The sequence below is a fragment of the Myxococcus sp. NMCA1 genome (assembly GCF_026810205.1).
Lineage (GTDB): Bacteria > Myxococcota > Myxococcia > Myxococcales > Myxococcaceae > Myxococcus > Myxococcus xanthus_A.
This window is the reverse complement of record NZ_CP113950.1, coordinates 8,202,865-8,227,852: the sequence shown is the minus strand read 5'-3', so window position 1 is coordinate 8,227,852 and position 24,988 is coordinate 8,202,865. Positions and strand designations below refer to the sequence as shown.

At 72.3% G+C, this 24,988-nt stretch carries 12 protein-coding genes; 9 read left to right on the top strand and 3 right to left on the bottom strand.

From position 1 onward, the window contains the following. On the bottom strand, window positions 1-2,424 hold the full coding sequence (locus OZ403_RS33960; RefSeq protein WP_268782702.1) for a protein kinase domain-containing protein: 2,424 nt from the start codon (window positions 2,422-2,424) through the stop codon (window positions 1-3). A 223-nt stretch (window positions 2,425-2,647) separates the two neighbouring features. Here OZ403_RS33960 and OZ403_RS33955 point away from each other — a divergent pair, with 223 nt between their 5' ends. The 7 genes from OZ403_RS33955 (at window position 2,648) to OZ403_RS33925 (ending at window position 18,128) form a co-directional block, all read left to right on the top strand. Then, window positions 2,648-12,226 carry a flagellar hook-length control protein FliK gene (locus OZ403_RS33955; protein WP_268782701.1) on the top strand — a complete coding sequence of 3,193 codons (9,579 nt, stop codon included), beginning with the start codon at window positions 2,648-2,650 and terminating at the stop codon, window positions 12,224-12,226. Continuing rightward, the gene (locus OZ403_RS33950; RefSeq protein ID WP_140795364.1) at window positions 12,217-12,822 is read left to right on the top strand and encodes a hypothetical protein; all 606 of its coding nucleotides are present in this window, start codon (window positions 12,217-12,219) and stop codon (window positions 12,820-12,822) included. Before OZ403_RS33955 ends, OZ403_RS33950 begins: the two co-directional genes overlap by 10 nt. Next, entirely contained in the window at window positions 12,822-13,514 is a 693-nt protein-coding gene (gene queC, locus OZ403_RS33945) for a 7-cyano-7-deazaguanine synthase QueC (RefSeq protein WP_140795363.1), read from the top strand. The genes OZ403_RS33950 and queC overlap by 1 nt, the downstream gene beginning before the upstream one ends. Then, complete coding sequence (gene ddpX / locus OZ403_RS33940) at window positions 13,511-14,167, top strand: D-alanyl-D-alanine dipeptidase (RefSeq protein ID WP_268782700.1); 657 nt, start codon at window positions 13,511-13,513, stop codon at window positions 14,165-14,167. Before queC ends, ddpX begins: the two co-directional genes overlap by 4 nt. Before the next feature lie 98 nt (window positions 14,168-14,265). Continuing rightward, window positions 14,266-15,597: a carboxypeptidase regulatory-like domain-containing protein gene (locus OZ403_RS33935; RefSeq protein ID WP_237081570.1), complete on the top strand. Its 1,332-nt coding sequence runs from the start codon at window positions 14,266-14,268 to the stop codon at window positions 15,595-15,597. Between the two features lie 9 nt (window positions 15,598-15,606). Next, window positions 15,607-17,430, top strand: a complete 1,824-nt coding sequence (locus tag OZ403_RS33930) for a sensor histidine kinase (RefSeq protein WP_268782699.1) — start codon at window positions 15,607-15,609, stop codon at window positions 17,428-17,430. After that, a complete protein-coding gene (locus OZ403_RS33925) occupies window positions 17,427-18,128 on the top strand; it encodes a response regulator transcription factor (RefSeq protein WP_140795359.1) in 702 nt (233 codons plus the stop codon). Before OZ403_RS33930 ends, OZ403_RS33925 begins: the two co-directional genes overlap by 4 nt. A 2-nt stretch (window positions 18,129-18,130) precedes the next feature. Here the strand turns inward: OZ403_RS33925 and OZ403_RS33920 are convergent, their stop codons facing one another. Continuing rightward, window positions 18,131-19,054 (bottom strand): hypothetical protein, encoded by a 924-nt coding sequence (locus tag OZ403_RS33920; RefSeq protein WP_268782698.1) that lies wholly within the window; start codon window positions 19,052-19,054, stop codon window positions 18,131-18,133. Further along, window positions 19,051-20,964: a protein-arginine deiminase family protein gene (locus OZ403_RS33915; RefSeq protein ID WP_268782697.1), complete on the bottom strand. Its 1,914-nt coding sequence runs from the start codon at window positions 20,962-20,964 to the stop codon at window positions 19,051-19,053. The genes OZ403_RS33920 and OZ403_RS33915 overlap by 4 nt, the downstream gene beginning before the upstream one ends. 126 nt (window positions 20,965-21,090) lie before the next feature. Between OZ403_RS33915 and OZ403_RS33910 the strand changes: the two genes are divergently transcribed. Continuing rightward, complete coding sequence (locus OZ403_RS33910; protein ID WP_268782696.1) at window positions 21,091-22,707, top strand: DUF1800 domain-containing protein; 1,617 nt, start codon at window positions 21,091-21,093, stop codon at window positions 22,705-22,707. Window positions 22,708-23,381: 674 nt separating this feature from the next. Continuing rightward, on the top strand, window positions 23,382-24,956 hold the full coding sequence (locus OZ403_RS33905; RefSeq protein ID WP_268782695.1) for a serine hydrolase: 1,575 nt from the start codon (window positions 23,382-23,384) through the stop codon (window positions 24,954-24,956). Window positions 24,957-24,988 lie beyond the last annotated feature (32 nt).

The window sequence follows — 24,988 nt, the reverse complement described above, 5'->3', positions numbered from 1 at the left end:
TCAGTCGCTCTTCTGCTTGAGTGACTTGATGGCGGTCGCCGCTGCTTCGTGGCCGCAGTCCTTGCTGCCCAGGAGGCCCTTCGCCTTGGGGAGCGAGGTGACGCGCTCCAGCGCGGGGATGGCATCCGCGTCACCCAGGCCCGCGAGACGGTTGGCGGCCTGGGTGCGGATGCCGCAGTCCGGGGAGTTCAGCGCCTCGCTATAGGCGCGAACCAGGTTCACCCCGTCCGCGGCCTTCGCGAACTCCAGGTAGCGCAGCGCGCCCCACTGGCGCAGGGAGTACGCCTCCGCGGCCAGGTCCTCGTAGTGGGCGCGCAAGCGGTCCTTCGGAAGCCGGGTCAGGGCATTCCCCACGACAGTGAGCGGCTCCTTGCCGTAGTCCTCCGCGAGGCCGTCGAGGATGAGCGGCTCCACGTCCTCGAGCTCCTCCTCCTTCAGGTGGCTGAGCGCGGTCCGTTCGCTGATGTGGTGCCCCTTGGCATGGTGCGCCGCCGCGCGTGCGCGCCTCAGCGAGGGCAGTTCCTTCTCCTCGTCGGTGGCGCTGTCCATCAGCGCCAGGGCTTCGTCCAGCTTCCCATCCTCCAGCAGCGCGAAGGCCCGGGTGCCGGCGTCGTTGCGCTGGCCCAGCCACGCGGCGCCAGCGCCCAGGAGCACCACCGCGCCGGCGACCAGCGCCGCCTCGCGCGGCCGCTGACGCAGCATCTCCCCCATGCCGGTAGGCAGCTTCACGGCCTGGAGTTTCGCCAGCAGGGGCGCGAGCGCGTTGCCCCGGCTGCCTTGCGAGGCGAAGCGGTCTCCAAAGGGCGGGCCCTCCGCGGCGCGCTGGCAGCGGTAGAGCTGGAGTTGCTCGTCGCGGCCGGGGAGGGTGATGGCGCCGCAGGGCTCGGCGGTGACCTCCGCGCGGTTGCGCGCCAGGTTCACCGCTTCGGTGAAGGTGACCTCACCCGCGCTGGCGACATGCTCCACGGCTTCGATGACCTCCATGGGCTCGCCCAGCACGGAGTCCGGCGTGGCGAGCACCTCGCCCGCGTGCAGGCAGACGCGCACGTTGAGGCGGTCCACTTCCGGCACCGTCTGGTTGTGGCGCCACAGCCGGTCCTGCATGGCCATGCCGCACAGCACGCCCGCGGTGGGGGAGCGGAACACCACCAGCAACGCGTCCCCGCGCTTCTGGACCAGCCGCCCGTCGTGCTCCTTCACCAGGGGCATCAGCAGCTTGTCGTGCGTCTCCAGCATCCGCGCGTTCTCTTCGTGCGTCTGCCGGCTGGTGCGCTCGGTGAAGCCCTGGATGTCGGTGAGCATCACCGTGAGGTTCTGTGGCTTCACCACCGACGCGTTGCCGCCCGTCACCGCGGCCACGCCGCCGGAGGACTTCAGTCCGAAGGACGACGTCCCCGTGCGCGGGGAGGCCACCGGCAGGGCGCCCGAGGCCGAGCCGCCGCTGGAGGCCACGCCGAACGCGGCGGTACCACTGCTCGCCTGCGGCGCTGGAGCGACTCCCGCGAAGGCCGCCGTGCCCGTGGGACCCGAGCTGCTCCCCGTGGCACTCCCGGTGCCGAACACCGACGTGCCCGAGGAGGGCGCGGCGCCACTTCCCGGCTGCGGGACGTAGGCGGGGGTGCCCAGGCCGGGCGTGAAGGCGGAGAGGGCGGAGTGCGCCGCGGCCAACGCGTCGGCCAGTTCGTGCGCGCTCTGGGGACGCTTGCTCGCGTCCTTCTCCAGCAGGCGCATCACCAGCGACAGCAGGCCCACATAGCGCGACAGGGTGGGAGCCGCGCGGTCCAGCGGCAGCGGCGCGGCGGAGGCGTGCTGCGACAGGAAGTTTCGCGGCAGGGGCCCGTCGAAGGGGAGCCGCCCGGACAGCACGCGGTAGGTCAGCACGCCGAACGAGTACAGGTCGCTGCGCGTGTCCACCTTCGCGCCCACGGCCTGCTCCGGCGACAGGTACTCCGGCGTGCCCAGCACCACACCCACCTGGCTGACGCTGCTGGAGGCGTCCGGTTCCACGAGCCGCGCGATGCCGAAGTCCAGCAGCCGGGCCTGCTCGCCCCGGGCGCTCTTGGCGATGAAGACGTTCTCCGGCTTCAGGTCGCGGTGGATGATGCCCTTGTCGTGGATGGCGGCCAGGCCCTCCGCCAGCTGCTGGAGCAGCGGCAGCCCGCGGCCCGGGGGCATGGGGCCCGGCGTGAGCACGTCATACAGGCTCTCACCTTCGACGAACTCCATGACGAGGCACGCGTGGTCGCCGGACTCGCCGAAGTCGACGATGCGCACCACGGCGGGGTGCTCCACGGCGGAGAGGAGGCGTGCCTCGCGCTTGAAGCGCTCCGCCATGCCTGCCTGGGCGTGGAGGTCATGGTGCAGGACCTTGATGGCCACCTTGCGGCCAAGGGAGACCTGTTCGCCAAGGTAGACCTCACCCATTCCGCCTGAACCCAGCGGACGGAGAACCCGGAAGCGACCGTCGAGGACAAGGGAGTCAGGGGCCAACACGCGGGGCGCATCTTGTCCGACTTCGGCCCAGGGCGCAGCCCGTTCCTTCACCCTGGATTCAGGGAGCCATCACGCTTCGTTGCTTGCCCCACAAGCGGGGGTTTGCCAGAAATTTCGAGGGCTTGGAGCCCGTGCTAACGTCCCTGCTCCCGCGATGGCTACCGAAAGCGATTCTCCCAAGCCCGCCACGGCGCTGGATGCGCGCGCCGCCGCCCCCGAATTGCGCCTGCTGGACCGCAGGGCGTTCGTGGGCTTCCCGGCGCTGGAGGTCCTGCCGGGACTGCGCATCTCCGACTTCGCGCTCCAGATTCCGGACGTCAGCTTCCCCTTCAACGTCAGCGCCGGCGCCACGCGCTATCAGCGCAAGAAGCTGCACTTCGGCTTCCTCGAGCTGTCCGTCGACGCGGACCTGGTGACGCGCCGGGTGGCGGAGCTGGCCGGGCGTCTGGCCGGCATCGAGGACCTGCGCCTGCACTTCCGGCCCGGCTACCTTGAAGGCCAGGGCCGGCTGCCCGCGCCGGAGCACACGCCCTTCACCTTCAAGGTGGCGTTCGACGCGGATGGGGAGCGGCTCGCCGTCTACCTCTACGATGTTCGCCTCTACGGCTTCTCCTCCACGCCGTCCGTGCAGGTGCCGGGGCTCTTGTCCGCGGCAGTGGGCGCGCTGGCGCTGGTGCCGGATGTCGAGGTCCGCGGGGCCACGGGGTTCTCCACGCGCGTCTTGCCCGTGCTGTGCCAGCTGGCGGCGGTGAGTCGCGGCTACAAGATGCCGACGCTGGACACCGCGCGCCTGTCGGCCGCGGAGGTCTCCAGCACGGGCCTGCGCCTGCGCTTCTCCGCGGGGGGCCTGCCGCCGCCGTCGCCTCCGGACGAGGAGCTGCTGCTCGCGCTCGAGGGCGCTCGGGCCTTCGCGGATGCCGAAGGGCTCATCGCGCAGGGCCGGCTGGCTGACGCGCGTCAGGCGTACCTCCAAGCCGGTGATGCGCAGGACGCGCACCCCTTCGCCGCCGAGCGGCTGCTGTCGCTGATGGTGGCGGACCCGCAAGCGCATGACCTGGCGCTGGACGTGGCGGCGACGCTGCAACGCCGCAGGGACCGCAGCCCTGCTTCGCTCTGGGGCGAGGCCGTGGTGCGCGAGCGCCGGGGCGAAGGTGCCCGCGCCGCCGAGCGCTACCTGGCGCTGTGCGCGCTCGCGCGCCGGACCTCGGAGGAGGCCGCGGCCTTCTTCGCCGCCGAGGCCGCCGCCCGCTGCTCGCGAGACACCGCGCCGCAGGTGGCGGTGAAGGCGCTGCACGAACTGCTGGGGCTCAAGCCCGACCACCTGCCTTCCCTCAAGGCGCTGGCGCGTGCGTCGGACCAGGCCCGTGACAGGGCCGGCGCGGTGCGGGCCTATCGCCGGTTGGCGGCGCTCGCTCGCGACCCGGCCGAGGCCGCCGATGCGCACGTGCATCTGGCCCGGCTGTGCGCGCAGACGGAAGACGACATCGCCGGCGCGCGCCTGCACTGCGAGGCCGCGCTGCGGCTGGCGCCGGACCACCCGGACGCGCTGCTGCTGTTGGGCGAGCTGTGCCATCGCGGTGGCGAGCACCTGCGCGCGCTGAAGGCCCTGGACCGTCTGCGCGAGGTGGCCATGGGCCGCCACGAGCTGGACCGGGTGGGCCATGCCGACCTGATGGCCGGCCGCGTGTGGGACGAAGGACTGAAGCAGCCGGAGAACGCGCTGCTGCGCTTCCGTGAGGCGGTGTCGCTGCTGCCCGGTGAGCCGGAGCCGCTGTTCGCCGCCGCGCGCGTGGCGGAGGGACTGGGCCGGTTGCAGGAGGCGCTCGCGGGCTACCAGCAGGCGCTGGAGCTGGCGGGGCCGGCGCCGCGCTCGGAAGGGGTGCGCCACGCCGCGCACGCCAGCCACCACGCCCTGGCGCGGCTGTACCGCACGCGGCTGGGTGACCCGGCGCGGGCGCGCGAGCACCTGGAGTCCGCGCTGGCGTTGGACCCGCGCGACGCGGTGGCGCTGGAGGAACTGATTCCGTACTTCCGCGCCACGGGCCGCTCGCAGGAGCTGGCGGAGGCGTTGGAGAAGTCCGCGGCACTCCAGGACGCGCCCGGCAAGCGCGCGGCGGCCTGGGCCGAGGCGGGCGAGCTGTACCGGGGCAAGCTGCAACAGCCGGAGAAGGCGGAGCGGCTGCTCCTGCTGGCGCTGGAGGCGGATGGCGACCACCGGCCCGCGCTGGAGTCGTTGCTGGCGCTGGCCGAGGCCCGGCGTGACGGCGCGCTGCTGACGCGGTGCCTGTCTTCGCTGGCGCGGCTCGCCACGGACCTGAAGGAGCGCGCGCAGAAGTACCGCCGGCTCGCGGTGGCCGCGCGCGACCTGGCCTTCGATTTGGACCTAGCGGTCCACGCGCTCCAGGAAGTGCTGCGCGCCGAGCCGGATGACCTGCCCGCGCTGGGCGAGCTGTGCGCGTTGCAGCGCAAGCGCGCCGACATGGCGGGGCTCGCCGACGCGCTGGAGGTGCGCGCGCGGGTGGCCGAGGCGCAGGGCGACAAGCGGCTGGCCGCGGCGGCGCTGCGTGAGCTGGCCGGAGTGCTGGAGGCCCGGCTGGGCCGCGTGGGTGACGCGCTGGTGGCGCTGGAGAAGGCCGCGCGGCTGGCGCCGGACGCCGCGGTGCTGCTGGACCTGGCGGACCTGTCGCTGCGCTGCGAGCGCCCCGAGCATGCGCGGCGCGCGCTGGAGACCTTGCTGTCCACGCTGCCTCGCACGGCGGCGCCGGAGAAGCTGGCGGACGTGCGCTCCCGGTTGGGCCGCGCGTGCGAGATGCTGGGTGACCGCGAAGGCGCCATCGCCGCCTACGCGCAGGCCTTCCCGCTGCGCCGGCTGGATGATGCCCTGGCCGCGCGCCTGGAAGCGCTCTACACGGAGGCCGGGGAGTCGCAGGCGCTGGCCGAGCTGTGGGCCAACCGCGCCCAGGCGCTGATGGGCGCCGACCGCGCCGAGGAGGCCGCGCCGCTGTTCCTCCAGAGCGCTCGCGCGCTGCTGGAGCGAGGGGAGAACGCCGCCGCGCTGATGCGCCTGACTGCCGCGCTGGAGGCGAGCCCCGAGGGCCCGCTGGCCGCCGAGGTGCTGGAGTCGCTGGCCGAGCTGGAGCTGGAGCGAGGCGAGAAGCTGGAGGCCGCGCGCCTGTACGCGCGCCGCGCTGCGCTGATGCCCGAGGCCCGCGCTGGCGCGAAGCTGCTGTTCCGCGCCTCGCTGCTCGCCGCGGGGACCAGCCGCGAGGAGGCCTTCCTCGCGGACGCCCTGGAGCGTGACGCGAGCTATGCGCCCGCGCGCCAGCGCCGGGGTGAGCTGCGCCTGCCCACGGATGCCCGCGCCGCCTTGGAGGACTTCGAGGCGGTGCTGGCCCTGCCGCCCGCGGACAGCGATGCGCCGCGTGAGAGCGAGCGCGTGGCCCTGACGCGCAAGGCCGCCACCGCCGCGGTGCGCGCGAACCGCACGGATGCCGCCCGCCGCCTGCTGGCCGAGTACAGCGCCCGCGCGCCGGAAGACCTGGACGCCCGGGTGGAGCTGGCGTCGCTGCATCGCAAGGCCGGTGCGCGCGAGGCCCTGGCGGACCTGCTGGTGGAGCTGTGGCCGCGCCTGTCCGGCGAGCCCCGCCGCGCCGCTCGCCGCGAGCTGGCGGAGCTGTCGCTGGGCCTGGGGCGCGCCACCACCGCGGTGGACGCGTTGCGCAGCCTGCGCCTGGAGGAGCCGCACGACACCTGGGCGGCGCAGTCGCTGCTGGACCTGCTGCCTCCGCCCGGCACCGGCACGCCAGAGGAGGAGACGGAGCGGCTGGAGTTGCTGAGCACGCTCGTGGCCGCCGCCTCGGGCGAGGCGCGCGCGGAGTTGCTGGCCCGGCGCGCCGTGCTTCACCGCGCCGCGGGCCGGGTGTCCGCCGCGCGTGACGACTTCTCGGAGGCCGCGAAGGGTTCTCGTCGTCCCGCATCGCTGCTGCTCGCGCTGACGGAGCTGGCGCGCGAGTCGGGCGACGAGGCCGCGGAGCTGGACGTCTGGCGCCGCGCCGTGTCCGCTGACGCCAACCTCGCCACCCGCGCTCGCGAGCGCCTGCTGGCCCTGTCCGCCACGCTGGTGGAGAAGGACGAGCGCGTCCTCGCGCGCGAGGCCCTGGGCGCGGCCATCGCGCTGGACCTGTCCGCGGCGGAGCGGTGTGACGCCTTCTTCTCCCTTGCTGAGTTGGCGCGCCGTGATGGCAAGCCGGAGGACGAGGCCACCGCGCTCGCTGAAGCGGCGCTCCAGGGGCCCGCGCCTCGCCGCGTGGAGGCGCTGCTGGCGCGCGCCGCGCTGCTGGAGTCCAGCGGCCGCCTGGAGGACGCGGGGCAGAGCCTGGAGGCAGCGCTCGCGTTGGCACCCCGGCACGCGCAGGCCACCGCCGCGCTCCAGCGCGTGCTGCGGGCCCGGGAGGACTGGGCCGCGCTGGCCGAGCTGCTCTCCACGGAGGCCCCCCACGTGGCGCCCGCCGAGGCGGCCGCGATGTACGCCGAGCTGGCCAGCCTCTACCTGGACCGGTTGTCGCAGCCGGTGCCCGCCGAGGCCGCGCTGCGACAGGCGCTGCGCCTGTCCCCGTCCGATGCCGCCGTTCGCCGTCGCCTCGTCTCGCTGGTGGCGGAGCGTGGCGAGCTGCGCGAGGCCGCGGCGTTGCTGGAGACCGCGGCGGAGAGCGCCACGGCGCAGGACGCCGCGCTGCTGCTGCGCGAGGGCGCAGGCCATGCGCGCGGCGCGCACGACCTGGACAAGGCGCTGAAGCTGGCGCGCAAGGCCCACTCGCTGGTCCCCGCGCAGGGGGCGGAGCTGGCGTCGCTGGCGGAGCTGCTCTACCTGCGCGGCGCGGTCATCGAGGCGCTGCCGCTGCAAGACGCACTCGCCGCCGCCGCGGATTTTCACAGCGCGCCGGAGGCCGCGGAGTCCACGTGGCTGCGGCTGGCGGAGCTGGCCGAGCAGACCGGAGAGACGAAGCGCGCGGCGGCCGCGTACCGGAAGCTGCTCGCCGAGCGGCCCCTGTGCGAGGCCGCCGTAATGCGTCTGGCCGCGCTGCTGGAGAAGGATGACCCGCGCGGCGCCTTCGAGGTGCGCGTCACCCACGCGCACGCATTGGCGCCGTCCGAGGACACCGTGCAGCGGCTCGTCGAGCTGTCGGCGCGGGCCCGCGAGGTGCTCGCGGACGCGGGTGTGGCGGCCTCGCTGCTGGCGCGCGCCGCGTCGCTGGCGTCGGAGCCGCTGCCGCTGCGTCGCCGGTTGGCGGCGCTGCACCGGGAGACTGGCCGCACCTTGGAGTTGCTCGCCGAGCTGCGCCAGGTGGCCACCCTCAGCCTCGAGGCAGGGGACCCGGACGCGGCGCTCGAGGCCTATCAGGAAGAGGCCCGGCTCGCGGTCGACCTGGGCCGCGCGGACGACGCGCTGCGGGCGCTGGCGGATGCGCGCGACTTGCTGGAGGCGCGGGGGCAGCAGTCCGAGGCCGCCGCGTGCGAGCGCTACCGGGCGAAGCTGCTGCGCGACGTGAAGCTGGACCCCGCCGGCGCCGAGGTCGCGCTGGAGCGCGCCTTCGCCCTGGCCGTGGACCTGGGCACCGCGAAGCTGGGAGCGGCGCTGGCCGAGCGTCGCGACGACGCGGAGGCCGAGGCGCGTTGGCTGGAGCGCGCGCTGCCGCTGTTGGATGACGCGGGCGAGGCCGCGGCCGTGTTGCTGCGGCTGGCGCGGCTGAACCTGGGCGTGCTGTCGGACGTGGCGAAGGCCGAGGAGTTGCTGCGCTCGGCGCTGCGCAAGGACCGGGCGCTGACGGAGGCCGAGGGCCTGCTGGAGAAGCTCCTGGAGAGCGACGGCCGGCTGGCGGAGCTGGCGGCCTGGTACGAGGAGTGCGCGGAAGGCGAGCCCGACGCTGCCCGTCGCGCGGAGCTGTTCCTGCGCGCCGCCGTGCTGTACCGCGACCGGGCAGGGCGCCCGGAGGCCGCCGCCGCGGCCTTCATCGCGGCGCGTGGCGCGCGCCCGGACGACCTGGAGCTCACCGCGCAGGCGGCGGAGCTGTTGCACGAGGTGAAGCGCCACGCGGACGCCGCGGAGTTCGACGCGGTGCTGCTGGAGGCGGACCCGTTCCGCGAGCCCGTCTTCGCCCGGCACCTCGCCTTCCTGGAGGAGGCCGAGGACCACCAGGCGCTCGCCGAGCTGATGCTGCGCAGGGCGCAGCGCCAGGATGCCGCGGGCGCCGCGGAGAGCTACCTGTCCGCCGCCCGTGCCTTCCGCGCCGCCGGTGCCCGCGAGCGGGCGCTGCTGTGCGAGGACCAGGCCTTCGAGCTGAGCCCCGCGAGCGCGGAGGCCTTCGAGCACGTGCGCGAGCGCGCGGCCGGGGACGTGCGCCGGCTGGCGGACCTGCTGTCCCAGCGCGCCGCGGCGCTGTCCACGTCGGAGGCCCTGCCGCTGCTGCGCGAGCGTGCCTCTCGCCTGCTGGACGCGGGCGAGGCGCTGCTGGCCGCGGAGGCCTTCGACGAATACCTCTCCCTGGCGGGGGACGACGTGGACGCCCTGTCCGCGCGCGCCGAGCTGGCCGCGAAGGGCGGAGGCCCCGTCGCCGCGCGCCCCTATGACCGCCGCCTGCTGGACGTGGGAGGCGACGCGCTGCCGGTGCCGGTGCGAACGCGGACCTGGTTGCGGTTGGGCCATGCCTCGCTTGGCGCGGGCGCGTTCCACGACGCGGCGGATGCCTTCGAGTCCGTGGTGGCGCTGGAGCCGGAAGGCGAGCGCGGCCGCGAGGCGCTGTCGCTTCTGGCCGAGGTGCACTCGCGCACGGGCAACGCGCCGGGCCTCTACCGGGCGTCGCTCCAGTTGGCGCGCCATGCGGAGGACGCCGCCACCGCCGAGGTGCTCTACCGCCGCGCGGCGGACCTCTTCGACGACCCGAAGGACGCCATCGACGCGCTGTTGCCGCTGGCGCGCCTGCGTCCCGCGGATGCGTCCGTCATCGACCGGGCCGTGGCGGGGCTGCACGCCCTGGGACGTCATGGCGACCTGCTGGACGTGTACGCCTCGGGCGCGGAGGCAGCGGGTGGCCGTCGCGCGGCGGAGCTGCTGTTGGCCGCCGCGTCGGTGGCCTCCAACTCGCTGGCGGATGAAGACGCGGCCTGGACGCTGACCCAGCGCGCCGCGGAGGCCGCGCCGGAGGAACTCACCGCGCTCCAGGCTCTGGTGGTGGGCCTGCGTCAGCGGGGCGATTCCACGCGGCTGCAGGAGGCGCTGGAGCAGTTGGTGCCGCGCGTCGAGGACGCCGACGAGGCCGCGGTGCTGCGGCTGGAGCTGGCTGCGCTCGCGCGTGCCGCGGGCCGCGAGGACGTGGCGCGCGAGGCACTGGAGGATGTGGCCGCGCGTGGCGCCTCGGGCGCGGGTTACGCGGATGCGCTGGAAGCCCTGGAGCCGCTGCTGAAGGACGCGCCCGCGCGCCGCGCCGAGGTGCAGGTGGCGCGCGCGGAGCTGGCCTCTGGCCGCGAGCGGCAGGTCCTGCTCATGGCGGCCGCGCGGGGCTTCGAGGCCGCCGGACAGCTGCCGGAGGCCCTGAAGGCGGCGAAGGACGCCGCCTCGGTGGATCCGGACGTCGACGCCGCCCTGCGGGTGGCCCACCTGTACCGCGCGTCGGGCGAGGCGCCTCGCGCGGCGCGTGCGCTACTTCAGGCCGCGCGACTGGCGGCGCCGGAGGAGCGCCCCCCGCTGCTGCTGGAGGCCGCGGGCCTCTGGGAGAAGGCGGGCGAGCATGGTGAGGCGCTGGAGGTGTTCGAGCGCATCGCCACCGAGGCGCCGGACATGCTCGCGCCCTCGGAGCTGGCCGAGCGCTTCGGCCGGCTGGGCGCCTTCGCTCGCGCGCTGGAAGTGGGCTTCGCGCCCGCCATGGCCTCGGGCGACCTGACCGACGCGCTGGCCATGGCCGCGCAGGCGGGCGACGCGGCGCGCACGCGCGAGGCGCTGTGGGCCCTGGCCGCGCTGGCGGACGCGGACCCCGCGCATGCCTCGGCCCTGGCGGATGGCCTGCGCGCGGAAGGCGACGCGGAAGGGTTGTTGGAGCTCGCGGGCCTGTCCGCCGCGCGTGACGCCGCGTTCGCGGTGGCGCTGCGCGACGAGGTGCTCCGCTCGGCGGCGGCCTCGGTACTGCCTCGCCTGCGCGCGCTGGAAGAGCTGGCGCCCGAGCCGGGCTTCGCGGCCCGTCTGACGCTGTTGCTGCCCACCCTGGAGAAGCTCCCGGAGGCGCTGGCGGAGGCGGTGCTGGCGCAAGTGCATGCGCAGCCGGGCACGGTGCGGGTGGAAGCGCTGGCCATGGCGGCGGACGGCTGGCCCTCGCGGCGCAAGGCGCTCTTGCGCGAGCGTCACGCGCTGGAGCTGGAGCTGGGCCGCTACGAGGCCTGCGTGCGCACGCTGTCGCAGCTGGCCGACGAAGAGTCGGACGCGGCGGCTCGCGCCGTCCTGCACCTGGAGCGCGGCGAGCTGTTGCTCAGCCCGCTGGAGCAGCTGCCCGAGGCACGCGAAGCCTTCGAGCAGGCCCTGAAGGACGACCCCGCGCAGCTCCATTCCCTACGGCACCTGTTGTCGCTGGTGGACCTGGGCGAGGAGCCCGCTGTCTTCGTGTCGCTGGTGGAGCGGCTGGAGCAGGCCGCGGGCGCCGAGTCCGGCAACACCTACCGCGAGCGGTTGGCGGACGCCTACGAGGCGCTGGGCATGGTGGCGGACGCTGCCGCGCAGCTCGAGCGGTTGCCGGAGACGGACGAACGGCTGGCCCGCCGCGCGAGGTTGGCGGAGGAGCGCGGCCTCACCGGCGAGGCCCTGCGCCTGCGTGAGCGGCTCACCGACGAACCCGCGGTGTTGGAGGCCATCCTCCGCGGCTACCTGGACGCACAGTTGGTGTCGCCTGGAGCCCGGCTCGCCGCGCGCCTCTTCGACGCTGGCGAGCTGTCCCCTGAAGTCACCCGCATGGCCGCCGAGCATCTCTCCACGGTGCCCGAGGGTGTGTCCCTGGCCGTCCGCATCTGGCCGCACCTGCTCCGGGAGCACCCGCTGGACGTGGATGGGTGGACGCTCTACGCGGAGGCCCTGCGGGCGCTGGGCCGGACGGAGGACTCGCAGCGCGCGGACGGCGTGGGCGCGGCCCTGTCCTCCAGCGACGCGGCGGCGCCGCAGGCTCCGGTGTCCGCGCTGCCGGTGCCCTCGGGCTTCGAGCACCCGGTGCCCGCCGGCGCGGTGCCGGTGACGGCCGAGCGCCTGCCCCGGCTGGCCGCGGCGCTTCGTCCCGTCCTGTCCTCGCTGGGTGCGGGCTCGCTGCAGCTCGTGATGGACCCGGTGGGCGGGGTGGAGGCGTACCTGGCCAGCGGCGACGTGCTGGTGCTGGGCGCGGGCGCGCTGTCCTGCTTCGGCGCCTCCGAGCTGGGGTACCTGTGCGCGCTGGCGCTGGCGCTGGGTGAAAGCGGCGTCAAGCTGGCCCGTCCCGGTCCGGTGCCGGGTATGGAAGTGGCGGCGGTGGCGGCCTTCCGCGCCGTGCCGGCCTCGCTGGCGGCGGGGCGCGTCCTGGCGCGGCTCGACGCGGAGGTGCGCGGAGGGGACCCGGCGCAGGTGGATGTAGGCGCCGTGCTTGCCCGTGGCGACACCTTCCGGGCGCTGGCCCTTTGCGTGCTGGACGGCGCCTGGCCGTGTAGCGTGGCGCCGCCATGCACGTGAAGCGTCTCGCTCTCGCCGCCCTGCCCGTCACGGCCGTCGCCGTGGCGATGGCCTGCTATTCCGAACCGGTGTACCCGGGTGACCAGGTGCTCGGTTCGTTCCGCTTCGAGGCCCGGCTGGATGCCGCGCGCACCACGTGCGACGCCTCGGTGCCGGACTTCGCGCAAACCAACGACGCCGGCGTGTTCCTCTTCGAGGGCACCTTCTCGCGCGACACGGACGCGGGCACGGGCTTCTTCACCGTGCAGGGCTACTCGCGGGACGCGGGCTATGAAGGGCAGGTGGCCACGTCCACGCTGAAGGCCGTCGCGCCCCGCGCGTCCTGTGGCACGGGCTGCGAGGACTCCGCCATCGAGGAGACGCTGCGGGTGACGCTCTTCAGCGACAGCCAGGCGCGCAGCCTCAGCCGGGACTGCCGCCAGTTCGACGGCGGCATCCCCGACGGTTCGGTGCCGGGCCCCACGGAGAACGGTTACGACGTGTCGCTGGCGTGCGGCTCCCTCACGGACATCTTCTTGCCGGGGACCCGCAACTGCAATTGCCAGCCGACCACCTGCACCACGGTGTACACCGTGCAGGGAGAGCGGAGGGATTGATGGTGAAGCGCGCGGTGGTGTTGATTTCGGGCGGCCTGGATTCGACGACGTGCCTGGCCATGGCCAAGGCGAAGGGTTTCGAGCCCGTCTGCCTGGCGGTGGCCTACGGACAGCGGCACGCCGTGGAGCTGGAGCAGGCGAAGAAGGTCGCCGCCGCCATGGGCGTGACGGACTTCCGGGTGGTGTCCATCGACCTGCGGCAGGTGGGCGGCTCCGCGCTGACGGCGGACATCGAGGTGCCCAAGGACCGGCCCTCGGATGAGATGAGCCACGGCATCCCCGTGACGTACGTGCCGGCGCGCAACGCGCTGTTCCTCTCGCTGGCGCTGGGGCTGGCGGAGGTGGTGGGCAGCACGGACATCTACATCGGCGTCAACGCGGTGGACTACAGCGGCTATCCGGACTGCCGCCCGGAGTTCATCCGTTCCTTCGAATCGATGGCCAACCTGGCCACCAAGGCGGGCGTGGAGGGTGCGCGCTTCACCGTGCACGCGCCGCTGTCCGGCCTGACGAAGGCGGACATCATCCGTGAAGGCGTGAAGCTGGGCGTGGACTACGGCCTGACGCACTCCTGCTACGACCCGGACACCCAGGGCCGCGCCTGTGGGCGCTGTGACAGCTGCGTGCTGCGCAAGAAGGGCTTCGAGGAAGCCGGCGTTCCGGACCCCACGCGCTACACGGAGTCCGCGTGACGCCGCGCCTGGGCTGGGGCGTGGTGGTGGCGCTGGGCCTGTCGTCCGGGCCCGCGCTGGCCAACGACGCGGGAACGCCGAAGGCCCCGTCGACGCCGAAGGCCGCGGCCTCCCTGGTGGACGCCACCACGGTGGTGTCGGACCTGGTCGTGGACCTGCGCTACGCGACGGCGGACAACTTCCTGAAGCGGAAGGTGTACCCGGACACGGCGAGCTGCCTGCTGCTGCCCGAGTCGGCCGAGCGCCTGAAGAAGGCCGCGGACGTGCTGCGTGCCCAGGGCTACCGGCTGAAGGTGTACGACTGCTACCGGCCGCGCGCGGTGCAGTACCAGATGTGGGAAATCATGCCGGTGCCCGGCTACGTCGCCAACCCGCGCACCGGCTCCAACCACAACCGGGGCGGGGCGGTGGACCTCACGCTGACGACGCTTGAAGGCAAGGAGGTGGAGATGCCCACCCCCTTCGACACCTTCAGCCGCGCCGCGCACCATGGGTACGAGGGCGGCACCGAGGCGTCGCGCAAGCACCGCGAAATCCTGCGCGAGGCCATGGAAGGCGCGGGCTTCAAGCGCAACCGCATGGAGTGGTGGCACTACGATTTGCCGGACGCGAAGACGCGCCCCGTGCTGGACGTGCCCTTCTCCTCGCCATGACATGATGAAACCATGATGAACGGAGGGCCCGCGTGCGGCACGCTGCAGGCACCTCCCCAGGGTGGTCACGGCGTGCGTGGCCCGGGATGGCACCCACGATGAAGCCCACCCTCTGCAATGCCCTCTGTGTCGTCCTCCTGGTGCTGTCCGCGCCTGCGCTGGCGGCCGGAGGCCTCTCCGGCACCGTCGTGCGTGCCAGTGACAGAAGCGCGATTCCGGAGGTGCGCGTCACCGCGACCTCGCCCGTCCTGCCGGAGCCCCGTTCCACGGTGACGGACGCGAATGGCGCCTTCCGCTTTCCCCAACTGGAGGATGGCGTCTATTCACTCCGCTTCGAGAAGGAGTCCTTCCAGGCGCTCATCCGGACGGACATCACGGTGAAGGCCGGGCATGCGCCCCCCGTGGACGTGGCGCTCTTGGCGGCGTTGTTGACGCGCCCCTCCGTGCTGGCCCCCGCGCCGGTGGACGATGACCGGGGGCGGGCACCCGCCTGGGCGTTGCAGCACCTGCCCGTGCTCGTGCCGGATGGGGCGTGGCAGACCGTCTATCGCGCGTCGTTGGGCAAGCCGGGCTCTGGCATCGAGACGCGGGGCTTCGGGGTGAACCCCACCATCGACACGGAGGAGTCGCGCGTCTCGGAGTTCCCCGTGGCCGTGGACACCAGCGCCTATGCGGTGGCGCGCGACCACCTGTCCCGCGACGTCTTCCCCGCGGAGGGCGCGGTGCGGACGGAGGCCTTCATCAACAGCTTCAACTCAGGGGACGAAGGCGAGCCGTATGGCCCCTTCCTGCTCTACGTCGAGGGCTTTCCTTCGCCCAGCCGCAAGGGCTACCACGTGGTGCGAATCACGGTGAAGGCTCGCGAACCGGTCCGCGAGGTGGGCGTCCAGGTGGAGTTCAGCCGGCAGGCCGTCGCCCGCTACCGGCTGCTGGGCTACGAGTACCTGTCTCCGAACCCGGAGCCGCTCGACCCGGGAGACGACACGGCGCTGTTCCCGCTGGCCGCCGGCCAATCCGTCACCACCATCCACGAGGTGAAGCTGCGTGGGCCCTCCATCGCCTTCGGGATGCTCCGGGTGCGTTACGAGCAGAGCAACTCGAGCATCTGGCGCCGGGTGCAGATGTTGATGCCCTCCAGCACGTTGCGCTCCGACTATGCCCGCGCCGCCCCATCCACGCGCCTGGCCTACGTGGCCTCCGCGTTCGCGGAGAAGTTGCGAGGCTCCTTCTGGACGCGAGCCCTTGACTGGCCCCGGCTGCTGGCGCTGTGGGATGGCATCGGCGAGCCGCTGCGAGCCCGCAAGGACGTGGCGCAGCTCGGGGCGCTCATTCGCAAAGCCCAGTCGCTGGACACGCGCAAGGAGCGCTTCGAGCGCCTCATGCCCAGTGGAAGCTCGGACTTCGACGACGTGCCCTCCCTGGGAAACTGAGCCGCTCCGATGCTCCGCCGGTTGCTGCCCACCCTCATCGCGCTCCTGCTGGGCTTCGCCGGGCTGGCCTGGGGCCTGGGCTCGCTCCAGCGCATCTTCGCCGCCGAGCGGGATGACGCGCAGGCCTCGCTCGACTCCCGTCGGGAGGCCCTGGAGCAGTACGCACGTGCCTCCCTGGCGCAGTCCCTGAGAGACCGCCTGGAAGCGGCGCGCCCCTCGCTGGAGGCCGCCGCGTTGGATCCGCTCGCCCCGGCAACGGGGCTCTACCTGCGCGAGCGAGGCACGCAGTTGCTGCCTCGGCTGGCGCTCCACGACACCGGCGAAGACGCGCTGGCGAAGGCGCGTTACGCGGGCCTGCGTGCCGGCACGGAGCGGGCAGACGAGGCGGAGGACCCCTGGGCGGAGCGGCTCGCGCTGATTCGCGAGGTGGACCGGGCGCTGTCACGCGGCGACCGCCGCGCGTCCACCGTGGCGCTGATGGCGCTGCTTCAACACCGCTCGCAGTACGTGCTGGCCTCCACGCGCGATGTGCCGGGCTTCCTGGTGGTGCTGGAGTCGCTGGCGGAGCGGGGCGACCCGGTGCCCCAGTTGATGCACGCGCTGGTGCGTGACGGCCTGGCGGACGGGCGCAGCGGGCGCCTGGATGGATTGCAGCGGCTGCTCCTGCTGCGCCGCGCGCGCTTCACGAAGGAGGACTTCGACTTCCTGCGCGAGCGCATCGTGGCGCTCTCCACGAAGGCAGGCGTGCCGGCGGCGGACTTCGAGGCCCGCGCCGCCGAGCTCGCTTCCGAGCCGCTGCCGTTGCCCAGGACGCTTCCGGGCCCCGCGCTGGTGCGAGCGGGGTGGTACCTGGAGCCGCGTGGCGGAAATCACGTGCGGGGCGTGGCGGTGGACTCGGGCGCGCTGCTCCAGTCGCTGACACGGGAGATGCGCGAGCGCGGGTTGCTGGAAGCGGACGGACAGGTGCGGCTGCTCGCGGACGCGGAGGTGCTGCCGCTGGCCGACCTGCCGCTGTCGGTGGACACGCCGGAGTGGGCGCGGGCCCAGGGCGCGCTGGAGCGGCGCTACCGGCTGAAGACGGGCATGGTGGCCGCGTGCGCGGTGCTGGCGCTGGGCATCGCCGCGCTGGCCTTCGTGGCTCAGCACCGCAAGCTGCGCTTCGTGGAGCTGAAGAGCGACTTCGTGGCCACCGTGTCGCACGAGCTGCGCACGCCACTGGCCTCCATCCGGCTGCTGGCGGAGACGCTGGAGTGGCGCCTGGCGGAAGGCACGGACGCGCGCGACTACCCGGCGCGCATCGTCCGGGAAGCGGACGGCCTGGGCTTCCTGGTGGAGAACCTGCTGTCCTTCAACCGCATCGACAAGGGGCGCTGGGTCCCGAAATTGGAGCCGGTGCGCCTGGACGAGCTGGTGGCCCAGCTGCGCAGGGACTTGGAGTTCTGGTCCAAGGTGCCCGTGGAGCTGGAGGCGGACGTGGGGGAGTTCTCCCTGCGCGCGGACGGACAGCTCCTGCGCCTGCTGCTTTCGAACCTGGCGCGCAACGCCTGTGCCTACAACACCCGCAGCCCGGTGCGCCTGCGCATCGAGGCGCTGTCAGATGGCCGCGTGCGCTTCTCCGACAACGGCGTGGGCATTCCCCAGGCGCAGTGGGAGCGCGCCTTCGAGGAGTTCGTGCGCCTGCCGGGGCAGAGACACGATGCACCCGGCAGTGGTCTGGGGCTGGCCCTGTGCCGCCGCATCATGCGCGTGCACGGCGGCACCCTGCGCGTGGCTGCCTCCAGCTCCGAGGGCACCACTTTCGAGCTTCGCTTTCCTCATACGGTGACGACATGACCTCATCCGTTCCGGCGCTCCTCCTGGTGGAGGACGACGCCAACCTGCGGCTTGCGCTGCGCGACAACCTGGAGAACCAGGGCGGCTACGCGGTGGAGGAAGCCACCTGCGTGCGGGAGGCGCGCGAGCACCTGGGCCGGCGCGACTTCCAGCTCATCCTGCTGGACGTCATGCTGCCGGACGGTGACGGCTACACGCTGTGCCGCGCGCTGCGCGAAGAAGGCGTGGCGACGCCCGTCCTGATGCTCACCGCGCGCACCCTGGAGGATGACGTGGTGCGGGGCTTCGAATCAGGCGCGCAGGACTACCTGGGCAAGCCCTACCGGCTGCGCGAGCTGCTGGCGCGCGTGGGCGCGCTGGTGCGCCGCTCCGGCGCGGCTCCGGTGAAGGGCCTGCGCTTCGCGGGCTTCCGGATGGACCTGGACCGCCGGAAGGTGGAGACACCTGCTGGAGTCGCGGTGGAGTTGACGCGGACGGAGTTCGACCTGCTCGCGTTCCTGGTGCGGGAGCGCGAGCGCGTGCTGCGCCGCGACGAAATCCTGGACGCGGTGTGGGGCCGGGACGTCGTCGTGGACCCTCACACCGTGGACAACTTCATCTCCAGCCTGAAGAAGAAGCTGGGCTGGAACAGCACGTCCCGCTTCGCCATCCAGACGGTGCGCGGTGTGGGGTACCGGATGGAAATCGAAGCGGCCTGACGTCAGCGCAGCGGGCTGTGGCGCAGCCGGTCGGCCAGGGCGTCCAGCGCCGCCTGTTGGGAGGGCGGGGCGCTCAGCCGGGCCGCGTCGATGAGCGTGGGCGTCTGGGGCGCATCCACGCGCAGCAGGGCGCTGGAGACGGCGCGCCGCACGTCACCGTCCGTGTCCAGGTACGCCCGCACCAGCGCCTCGGCCGCCACGCGGCGGATGGCGCCTTCCTCCGAGCGCGCCTTCACGCCGGACGTCTTCCATGCCCACGCGGACCCGGCATCCCCCAGGGCCTTGGCCAACTGTCGCATGACTTCGCGCTCCGGCCGGGCGTCCAGTGCATCCGCCAACGCCCGTGTCGCCACGAGACGCCGGCACAGGCCCAAGGCCTCCATCGCGGCCTCGCCCCGGGCGTCCTTCTGTTTCGACATGGCGATGAGCGTGTTCGCCGCGTCCAATGTCTCCAGGCGTGCCAGCGCTCCAGCGACCGGGCGAAGGACCTGGGGCTGGGTGTCCGGACTTTCGAGAAGGCTCTTCCACAAGGGGGCCAGGCGGGGGTCACGCAGCGCCCCCGTGGCCTCCACCAGGCCCACCTTGAAGGCCAGCCGCGCGGACTCGCGCGAGGGGAGCCGCGGCGTCTCCTGAGGCGGGAAGGCGAGCCGCTCCACCATGGGCCACAGCGCCTCCGGCCCCAGCGCACGAAGCCCCGGTGACACCGCGGCCAGGGTGCCCCGCTTCTTCGCGTCCAGCGCGTCCACCTGGGCGGCGGCCGTGTCGAACCGGATGAACGCCGCTGGATTCTCCCGGCGGGCCCGGGAGATGTTCGCTTTCAAGCCGGCCCTCCAGTCATCACCCGGGCGGGGCGTCTCCGTCCCACCCGCGCTCAGGGAGACCAGCATCGTGGCGGTGCTGATGCCGCGAAGCAGTGCGCGTCTCATCGTCCACCCTCCCACCACTTCACGTCGGGTACCTGCCGAGCGCTCTGGGTGGCGCAGTGGACTTCGCCCTGGGCGATGTGGAACGGCGCCCAGGCATCCACCCAGTGCACGCGGATGCCATAGGCTCCGAGCGCATCCTCGAACCGCGTCTTGAACGGGTCCTTCCCATCGATGAGCGGTCCGTGCGGGTCTGGCGCGATGACCTGCGTGGGCGTCAACGACAGCAGGTTCAACGTGGCGGGCTGGTACGCCGTCACGCCGTCTGAAGCGTTCTGGAAGAGGAAGGGCACGCGGATGATGTCGGCGTCCGTGAGTCCCGTCTCCTCGCGGAGGATGGAGAGCTGCGTGTCGATTTCCAGTGCCGCCACGGCGCTGGCGTCCATCAGTCCGGGGTTGTCGAGCACCTCGGCGATGCTCGCCTCCGCGGGAATGGAGTACGCCCAGGACAGGCCGGCGAAGAGCTTCGCGTCTCCGTGCCCCCGGGCCTGCGCGTCCTGGAGCATCCGCCGCGCGAGCGCCGGGTCGGCCACCAGGGCAATCCAGCCCCGAGGCGTGGGTGCGGGCAGGAAGGTGAACGTCTCATCCACGTGGTCCACGAACAGCCACGAGGTGTCCACGTAGATGGGAGGCTGCACGGCCTGCGCCTCCAGCATCTTCGTGAAGCTGGGGTCGGGCTGATAGTCCGGCCGCGAGTCCGGCCCCCAGCCCCGGAACAGCCGGCCCAGGGGATACGTGACACCGTCCTTCTCGTAGGGCGGGATGACCTCCGTGTTGCCGAAGGAGTTCAGCGTCTGGGAGGCCATGGACATGCCCTGCTGGTACTGCTGGATGGCGGCATTGTCGGGGCCGCGAAGCCAGAACGCGATGCGGCCGGCCGCGCGAAGGGGCGCGTTCGCGTCGGTGTTGTAGACGTGCGGCGCGCGGTAGTTGACGCGCATGACGTGCTGGCGGCCGCCTGGGGCGGGCATCGACATGTACGCGGGCTCGAAGTAGTCCTGCGGCCACAAGTCATCCACCGCGAACTCGGAGTAGACCATCCGTTCTCCTGAGTCCGCGAGCACGCCGCCCAGCGCCTGCCGGAACTGGTTGGCTTCGATGCTGGCGGCGGGCTTGGAGACGAAGACGTTCCACGCGGGCGTCATGTGGTGGAAGAGCACCACGGGGGCCACGCGCATGCGGACGGTGTCGGTGAACACCGGGTCGTGCGGGTTGTTCCGGCCGATGGTCAGCACCACGTCCGCGAAGCCATCCCATTCCTCGGGGTCGCGAACGATGTCGCGCCCCTCGATGGCGAGCACCACGCCGCGCCGCACCTCGGCGGTCGTCAGGAACACGGTGTCGGGAAAGCCGCTCGAGACGAAGTTGCCCCGCACGCGCTTGAACAGGCGCACCTTCTTGCCCGCGGCCCCGGACACGATGACAGAGCCCACCGTGCCCGCGGGCGCCTCGGGCCAGGGCGCCGTGCGCAGCCGGGCCAGGTCCTCCAGGTCCGACTCGCCATTCACCACCGCGTCCATGGCGTCATGGCACTGCGTCAGCGCGTCATCGCTGATGCGGTGGGGGTCCATGGAGAAGGGGCAGGCGTCCTCGTCGTCGTCCAGGTTGGCCAGGAAGATGGCGCCGCGCTCCGCCGTCCAGGTGTCCTCGCCCTCGTCCTCCGTGGGGTTGTCGAGTTCGACGATGCCATTGCGATTCACATCCGCGCGCAGGTCGACCACCGGATTGAAGGGCCCTTCGAGTGGATCCTCGCTTCCGGGGCGTCCCCCTTCGTCATCGGCCAGGGGCCCGCAGGCGCTGGCCAACAGGCAGGCGAGCAACAGCGGCAGGAGTCGTGCTCGGGCGGGCGGGGACGGCGGCATGGCGCTCTCCGGGGGCACCGGCGGGAAGCCCCAGTCCCGGTGGAACGACATCGTGCGCCCCGCAGCAAGTCACGATGCAGTGGCCCGGGAGTCCTTTGCGCCAGGAAAGCGTCATTTGACTTCGAGCCCACAGCTCACCGCGTAACTTCAGGTACCGTGTGGGGTTCCTCCATCGTCATGCGACTTCTGTCTGTCGGATTCCTGGTGGCCTTCGTGCTCTCATGTGCGAGCGGGCCGCACCCCACGACCGTGGTGGCGTCCGAGCCTGTATCGGCCGAGCCCACCTTCGACGAGGCACGCGCGGTCCACGTCCTGCGGCGAATGGCCTTCGGACCTTCGCGACAGGCGCTGGCGGACCTGCGGCGCCAGGGGGTGGAGGAATGGATGGCGTCACAGCTCTCCCGTCCCGGTGCGCTGCTGCCAGCCGGTCTGGAGGCGAAGCTCCAAGCGCTGCCCACGTTGACGATGTCCATGGCGGAGCTGGTGCGGGAGTACCCGCCGAAGCGCCAGCGGGACGAAGCCTTGATGGACGGGCGTGAGCCACAGCGTCCCGCCCTCATCGGCTTGGAGCAATCCGCGGCGAAGCTGCTGCGGGCGGTGGAGAGTCCCAACCAGCTCGAAGAGGTGCTGGTGGACTTCTGGTTCAACCACTTCAACGTGTCCTCGGACAAAGGCGCGGTGCGGTGGATGGTGACGGCCTACGAGCGCGATGCCATCCGCCCGCATGTCTTCGGCAGCTTCCGGGAGCTGCTGGGCGCCACGGCCCGCCATCCAGCGATGCTCTTCTACTTGGACAACTGGCGCAGCGTCCGTGACGGCATGCCGGAGCGCGTGTCACGCGAAGCGCTGTCAGAGGATGACGACGCACCGGAGCCCGCCGAGCTGAAGCGCGGCCTCAACGAGAACTACGCGCGCGAGCTGCTGGAGTTGCACACGTTGGGCGTGGAGGGCGGCTACACGCAGCAGGACGTGCGTGAGGTGGCCCGCTGCTTCACGGGCTGGAGCATCCGCAAGCCGCGCCAGGAGCCCGCGTTCTACTTCCGTCGCCGGGCGCATGACCCGGACGACAAGTGGGTGCTGGGACAGCGCATCCCCGGACAGCGGAGTGTGGCGGATGCGGAGCAGGTGTTGGACCTGCTGGCGCGACACCCCTCCACCGCGCGCCATGTCGCGAGCAAGCTGGCGCGGCGCTTCGTCTCGGACACGCCGCCGCCGGCGCTGGTGGAGCGGGTGGCGAAGGTGTTCCTCGACTCGGGCGGGGACTTGCCCACCGTGTACCGCGCGCTCTTCCAGTCACCGGAGTTCTGGGCCCCCGAGGCGCGGGCGGTGAAGGTGAAGACGCCCTTCGAGTTCGTGGTGTCCGCGCTGCGGGCCACCGAAGCGGAGGTGACGGTGCGCCCCCGGCTGGTGCAGTCCCTGGCGAAGATGGGCGAGCCGCTCTTCCGGGCCCCGGCGCCCACGGGCTTTCCGGAAGGGACGGCTCCGTGGGTGAACAGCGGCTCCCTGGTGGCCCGGCTCAACTTCAGCCTGGAACTGGTGTCCGGGCGGATGCCGGGGACGAAGGTGACGCTGAAGTCCTTGGCCGCGCCGGCCGAGCCCACCGAGCGCGCCTGGGTGGACGCGCTGGGCCAGGCGCTGCTAGGCGCGCCTCCGTCGGAGGAGACGCGAGCGACCATCCTCGACGCGCTGTCAAAGCGCGCCGAGGCCGCCAGCGCCGTGGGAGAAGTTCGCCCCGTGGATGTCCCGCTCATCGCCGGGTTGTTGCTGGGCTCGCCGGAGTTCCAGAAGCAGTAGGGGAGATGTTCCACTCCTGGGGCAGGTCGGCCTCACAGAACACGCAGACGAACCAGCCCTCCTTCACGAGGTTGACTTCGCCGCACCGGAGGCAGCGCCGGAAAATGGCTTCGTGCGTGAAGCCGGCGGGAGCATTCAGGCCCGCATGTGCGAGGGCCCGCTCGACGGCGGTCCAACACGTCGTGTCCGGACAGTACCCCGTGGACTGATTCGAGACTTCGGCCACCGTGACGCCGTGGGTGTCTCGCTGGAAGCGAATCTCGCCTGCGGCGAGCACGTCCTCGCCTTCCGCACACGCGACGTGCTCGGACCTTCGTGGGGCCAGGCGAAGCCGCCCTTGGAGGTCGACGATATATGTGGCTCCCTCGATGAGGGCATCCGGTGTCGCTTGGAGCCACGCTTCGACGTCTCGTGCCGCCAGGATGGGGACTCCGGCTGGCGACGTTGCGACCGCGAGGCGTATCTCCTCCGGACCCACATAGGGATAGCGATGCAATGGCATGCCAGCCCTTTACGGGACAACGTGGCGTGACTGACGTCAATCCGGAACGACCCAGACGCTGGAGGTCGGGATGGGGCCCACGGTTTGTCAGTGCCCGGCGGAATGCAGGCGCCCGCTCGAAATCTCCTGCGCGGGTGCAATCGACTGCGAACTCCTTCGTAGCGCTCACGACATGCCCCGAATGCGTCCTTCCCGCTTCGTCGCCACGGCACTGGCCGGCCTCGCCGCCCTCGTGCTGCTCACCGCCGCTGCCCCGCGGCGCCCCGTCACTGAGTGGCTCGCACGGCCTTCGGAGGCCGCACGCATCACACGGGTGGAGGCGGGACTCGCACCCATCGCGCTTCCCGGTGAGGCGCCCAGGCGCCTGTCGCTCCATCAATGGATGGAGCTGTATGCGGTGCCTGGGCTGAGCATCGCCGTCTTCGACAAGGGAGCTCTGGTCTGGGCGAAGTCCTATGGCGTGAAGCAGGCGGGCGGCATCGAGCCCGTCACCGTCGACACGCTCTTCCAGGCGGCCTCCATCAGCAAGCCCGTCACGGCGCTCGCGGCCATGCGCCACGCGGAGAAGCGCAAGTGGTCGCTCGACGCGGACATCAATGACGCGCTCGTCTCCTGGAAGGTGCCGGAGAACGACTTCACGAAGGAGCAGAAGGTCACCCTGCGCCGGTTGCTCGCGCACAACGCGGGCACGACGGTGCATGGCTTCGCGGGTTACGCGCCGGGAGCGGCCGTGCCGACGACGCAGCAGATTCTCGACGGTGCGGCGCCCGCGAACAGCGGGGCCGTGCGGGTCGACACCGTACCGGGAACGCGGACGCGCTACAGCGGTGGGGGCACGGTCGTCGTCCAGCAGATGCTCGTCGACCAGCTCCAGCAGCCGTTCCCGCGCATCATGAAGGAGGCGGTCTTCGCTCCGTTGGGCCTGAAGAACAGCACCTTCGAGCAGCCGCTCCCCAAGGCCCTGGAAGCACGCGCCGCCATCGGGACCCGTTCAGGTGGCACGAGCGTCGAGGGGCGTTGGCATACCTACCCGGAGATGGCCCCCGCGGGACTGTGGACCACGCCTTCCGACCTGGCGCACATCGCCCTGGAGGTCTCCAAGACCTGGAACGGCAAGTCCCGGCGCATCGTCTCCCCGTCGATGGCGAAGCAGATGCTCACGCGTCAGTCCTCGGACTTCGGCATTGGCTTCATGCGCCGCGAGGGCAAGGAATGGTTCGGACACAGCGGCGCCAACGAGGGCTACCGCGCCTTCCTCATGGCCCTGGCGGAGTCCGGGAGTGGTATCGCCGTCATGACGAACTCGGATGACGGCTCGCGCCTCTTCGAGCGGCTCCTCGCCAGCGCGGCGGCGGAGTATGGCTGGAAGGGCATGGAGGAGACCCAGCCGGACAGCCCCTTCATGACGGTGGACTTGCTGGTCCGGCTCCAGGGCGTGGACGCCGCCATTGCCTGGTTCAAGGACCGCAAACAGGGGCGGGCTGCGGACGCTGGATTGTCTCCGGGAATCCTCAACGACATCGGCTATGGGCTCCTACGCCAGCAGAAGCTCGCGGACGCCGTGAAGGTGTTCGAGGCCAATGTCGAGTTCTATCCCGACGATGCCAATGCGCACGACAGCCTCGGGGAGGCCTACGCCCAGGCAGGCCGCAAGAATGACGCTGTCATGCGCTACAAGAAGTCGCTGGAGCTCAACCCCCAGAACGACAACGCGGTGAAGATGCTGGAGAAGCTGGGCTCCCGGTGAGGTCCATCTCACGTTGAACGTGGGTGCATGCC

Excerpts from the sequence above, each read along its gene's own strand:
- OZ403_RS33960 (WP_268782702.1), bottom strand. The coding sequence starts at position 2,424 with ATGGGTGAGGTCTACCTTGGCGAACAGGTCTCCCTTGGCCGCAAGGTG.
- OZ403_RS33955 (WP_268782701.1), top strand. The coding sequence starts at position 2,648 with ATGGCTACCGAAAGCGATTCTCCCAAGCCCGCCACGGCGCTGGATGCG.
- OZ403_RS33950 (WP_140795364.1), top strand. The coding sequence starts at position 12,217 with ATGCACGTGAAGCGTCTCGCTCTCGCCGCCCTGCCCGTCACGGCCGTC.
- queC (WP_140795363.1), top strand. The coding sequence starts at position 12,822 with ATGGTGAAGCGCGCGGTGGTGTTGATTTCGGGCGGCCTGGATTCGACG.
- OZ403_RS33935 (WP_237081570.1), top strand. The coding sequence starts at position 14,266 with ATGAAGCCCACCCTCTGCAATGCCCTCTGTGTCGTCCTCCTGGTGCTG.
- OZ403_RS33930 (WP_268782699.1), top strand. The coding sequence starts at position 15,607 with ATGCTCCGCCGGTTGCTGCCCACCCTCATCGCGCTCCTGCTGGGCTTC.
- OZ403_RS33925 (WP_140795359.1), top strand. The coding sequence starts at position 17,427 with ATGACCTCATCCGTTCCGGCGCTCCTCCTGGTGGAGGACGACGCCAAC.
- OZ403_RS33920 (WP_268782698.1), bottom strand. The coding sequence starts at position 19,054 with ATGAGACGCGCACTGCTTCGCGGCATCAGCACCGCCACGATGCTGGTC.
- OZ403_RS33915 (WP_268782697.1), bottom strand. The coding sequence starts at position 20,964 with ATGTCGTTCCACCGGGACTGGGGCTTCCCGCCGGTGCCCCCGGAGAGC.
- OZ403_RS33910 (WP_268782696.1), top strand. The coding sequence starts at position 21,091 with ATGCGACTTCTGTCTGTCGGATTCCTGGTGGCCTTCGTGCTCTCATGT.
- OZ403_RS33905 (WP_268782695.1), top strand. The coding sequence starts at position 23,382 with ATGCCCCGAATGCGTCCTTCCCGCTTCGTCGCCACGGCACTGGCCGGC.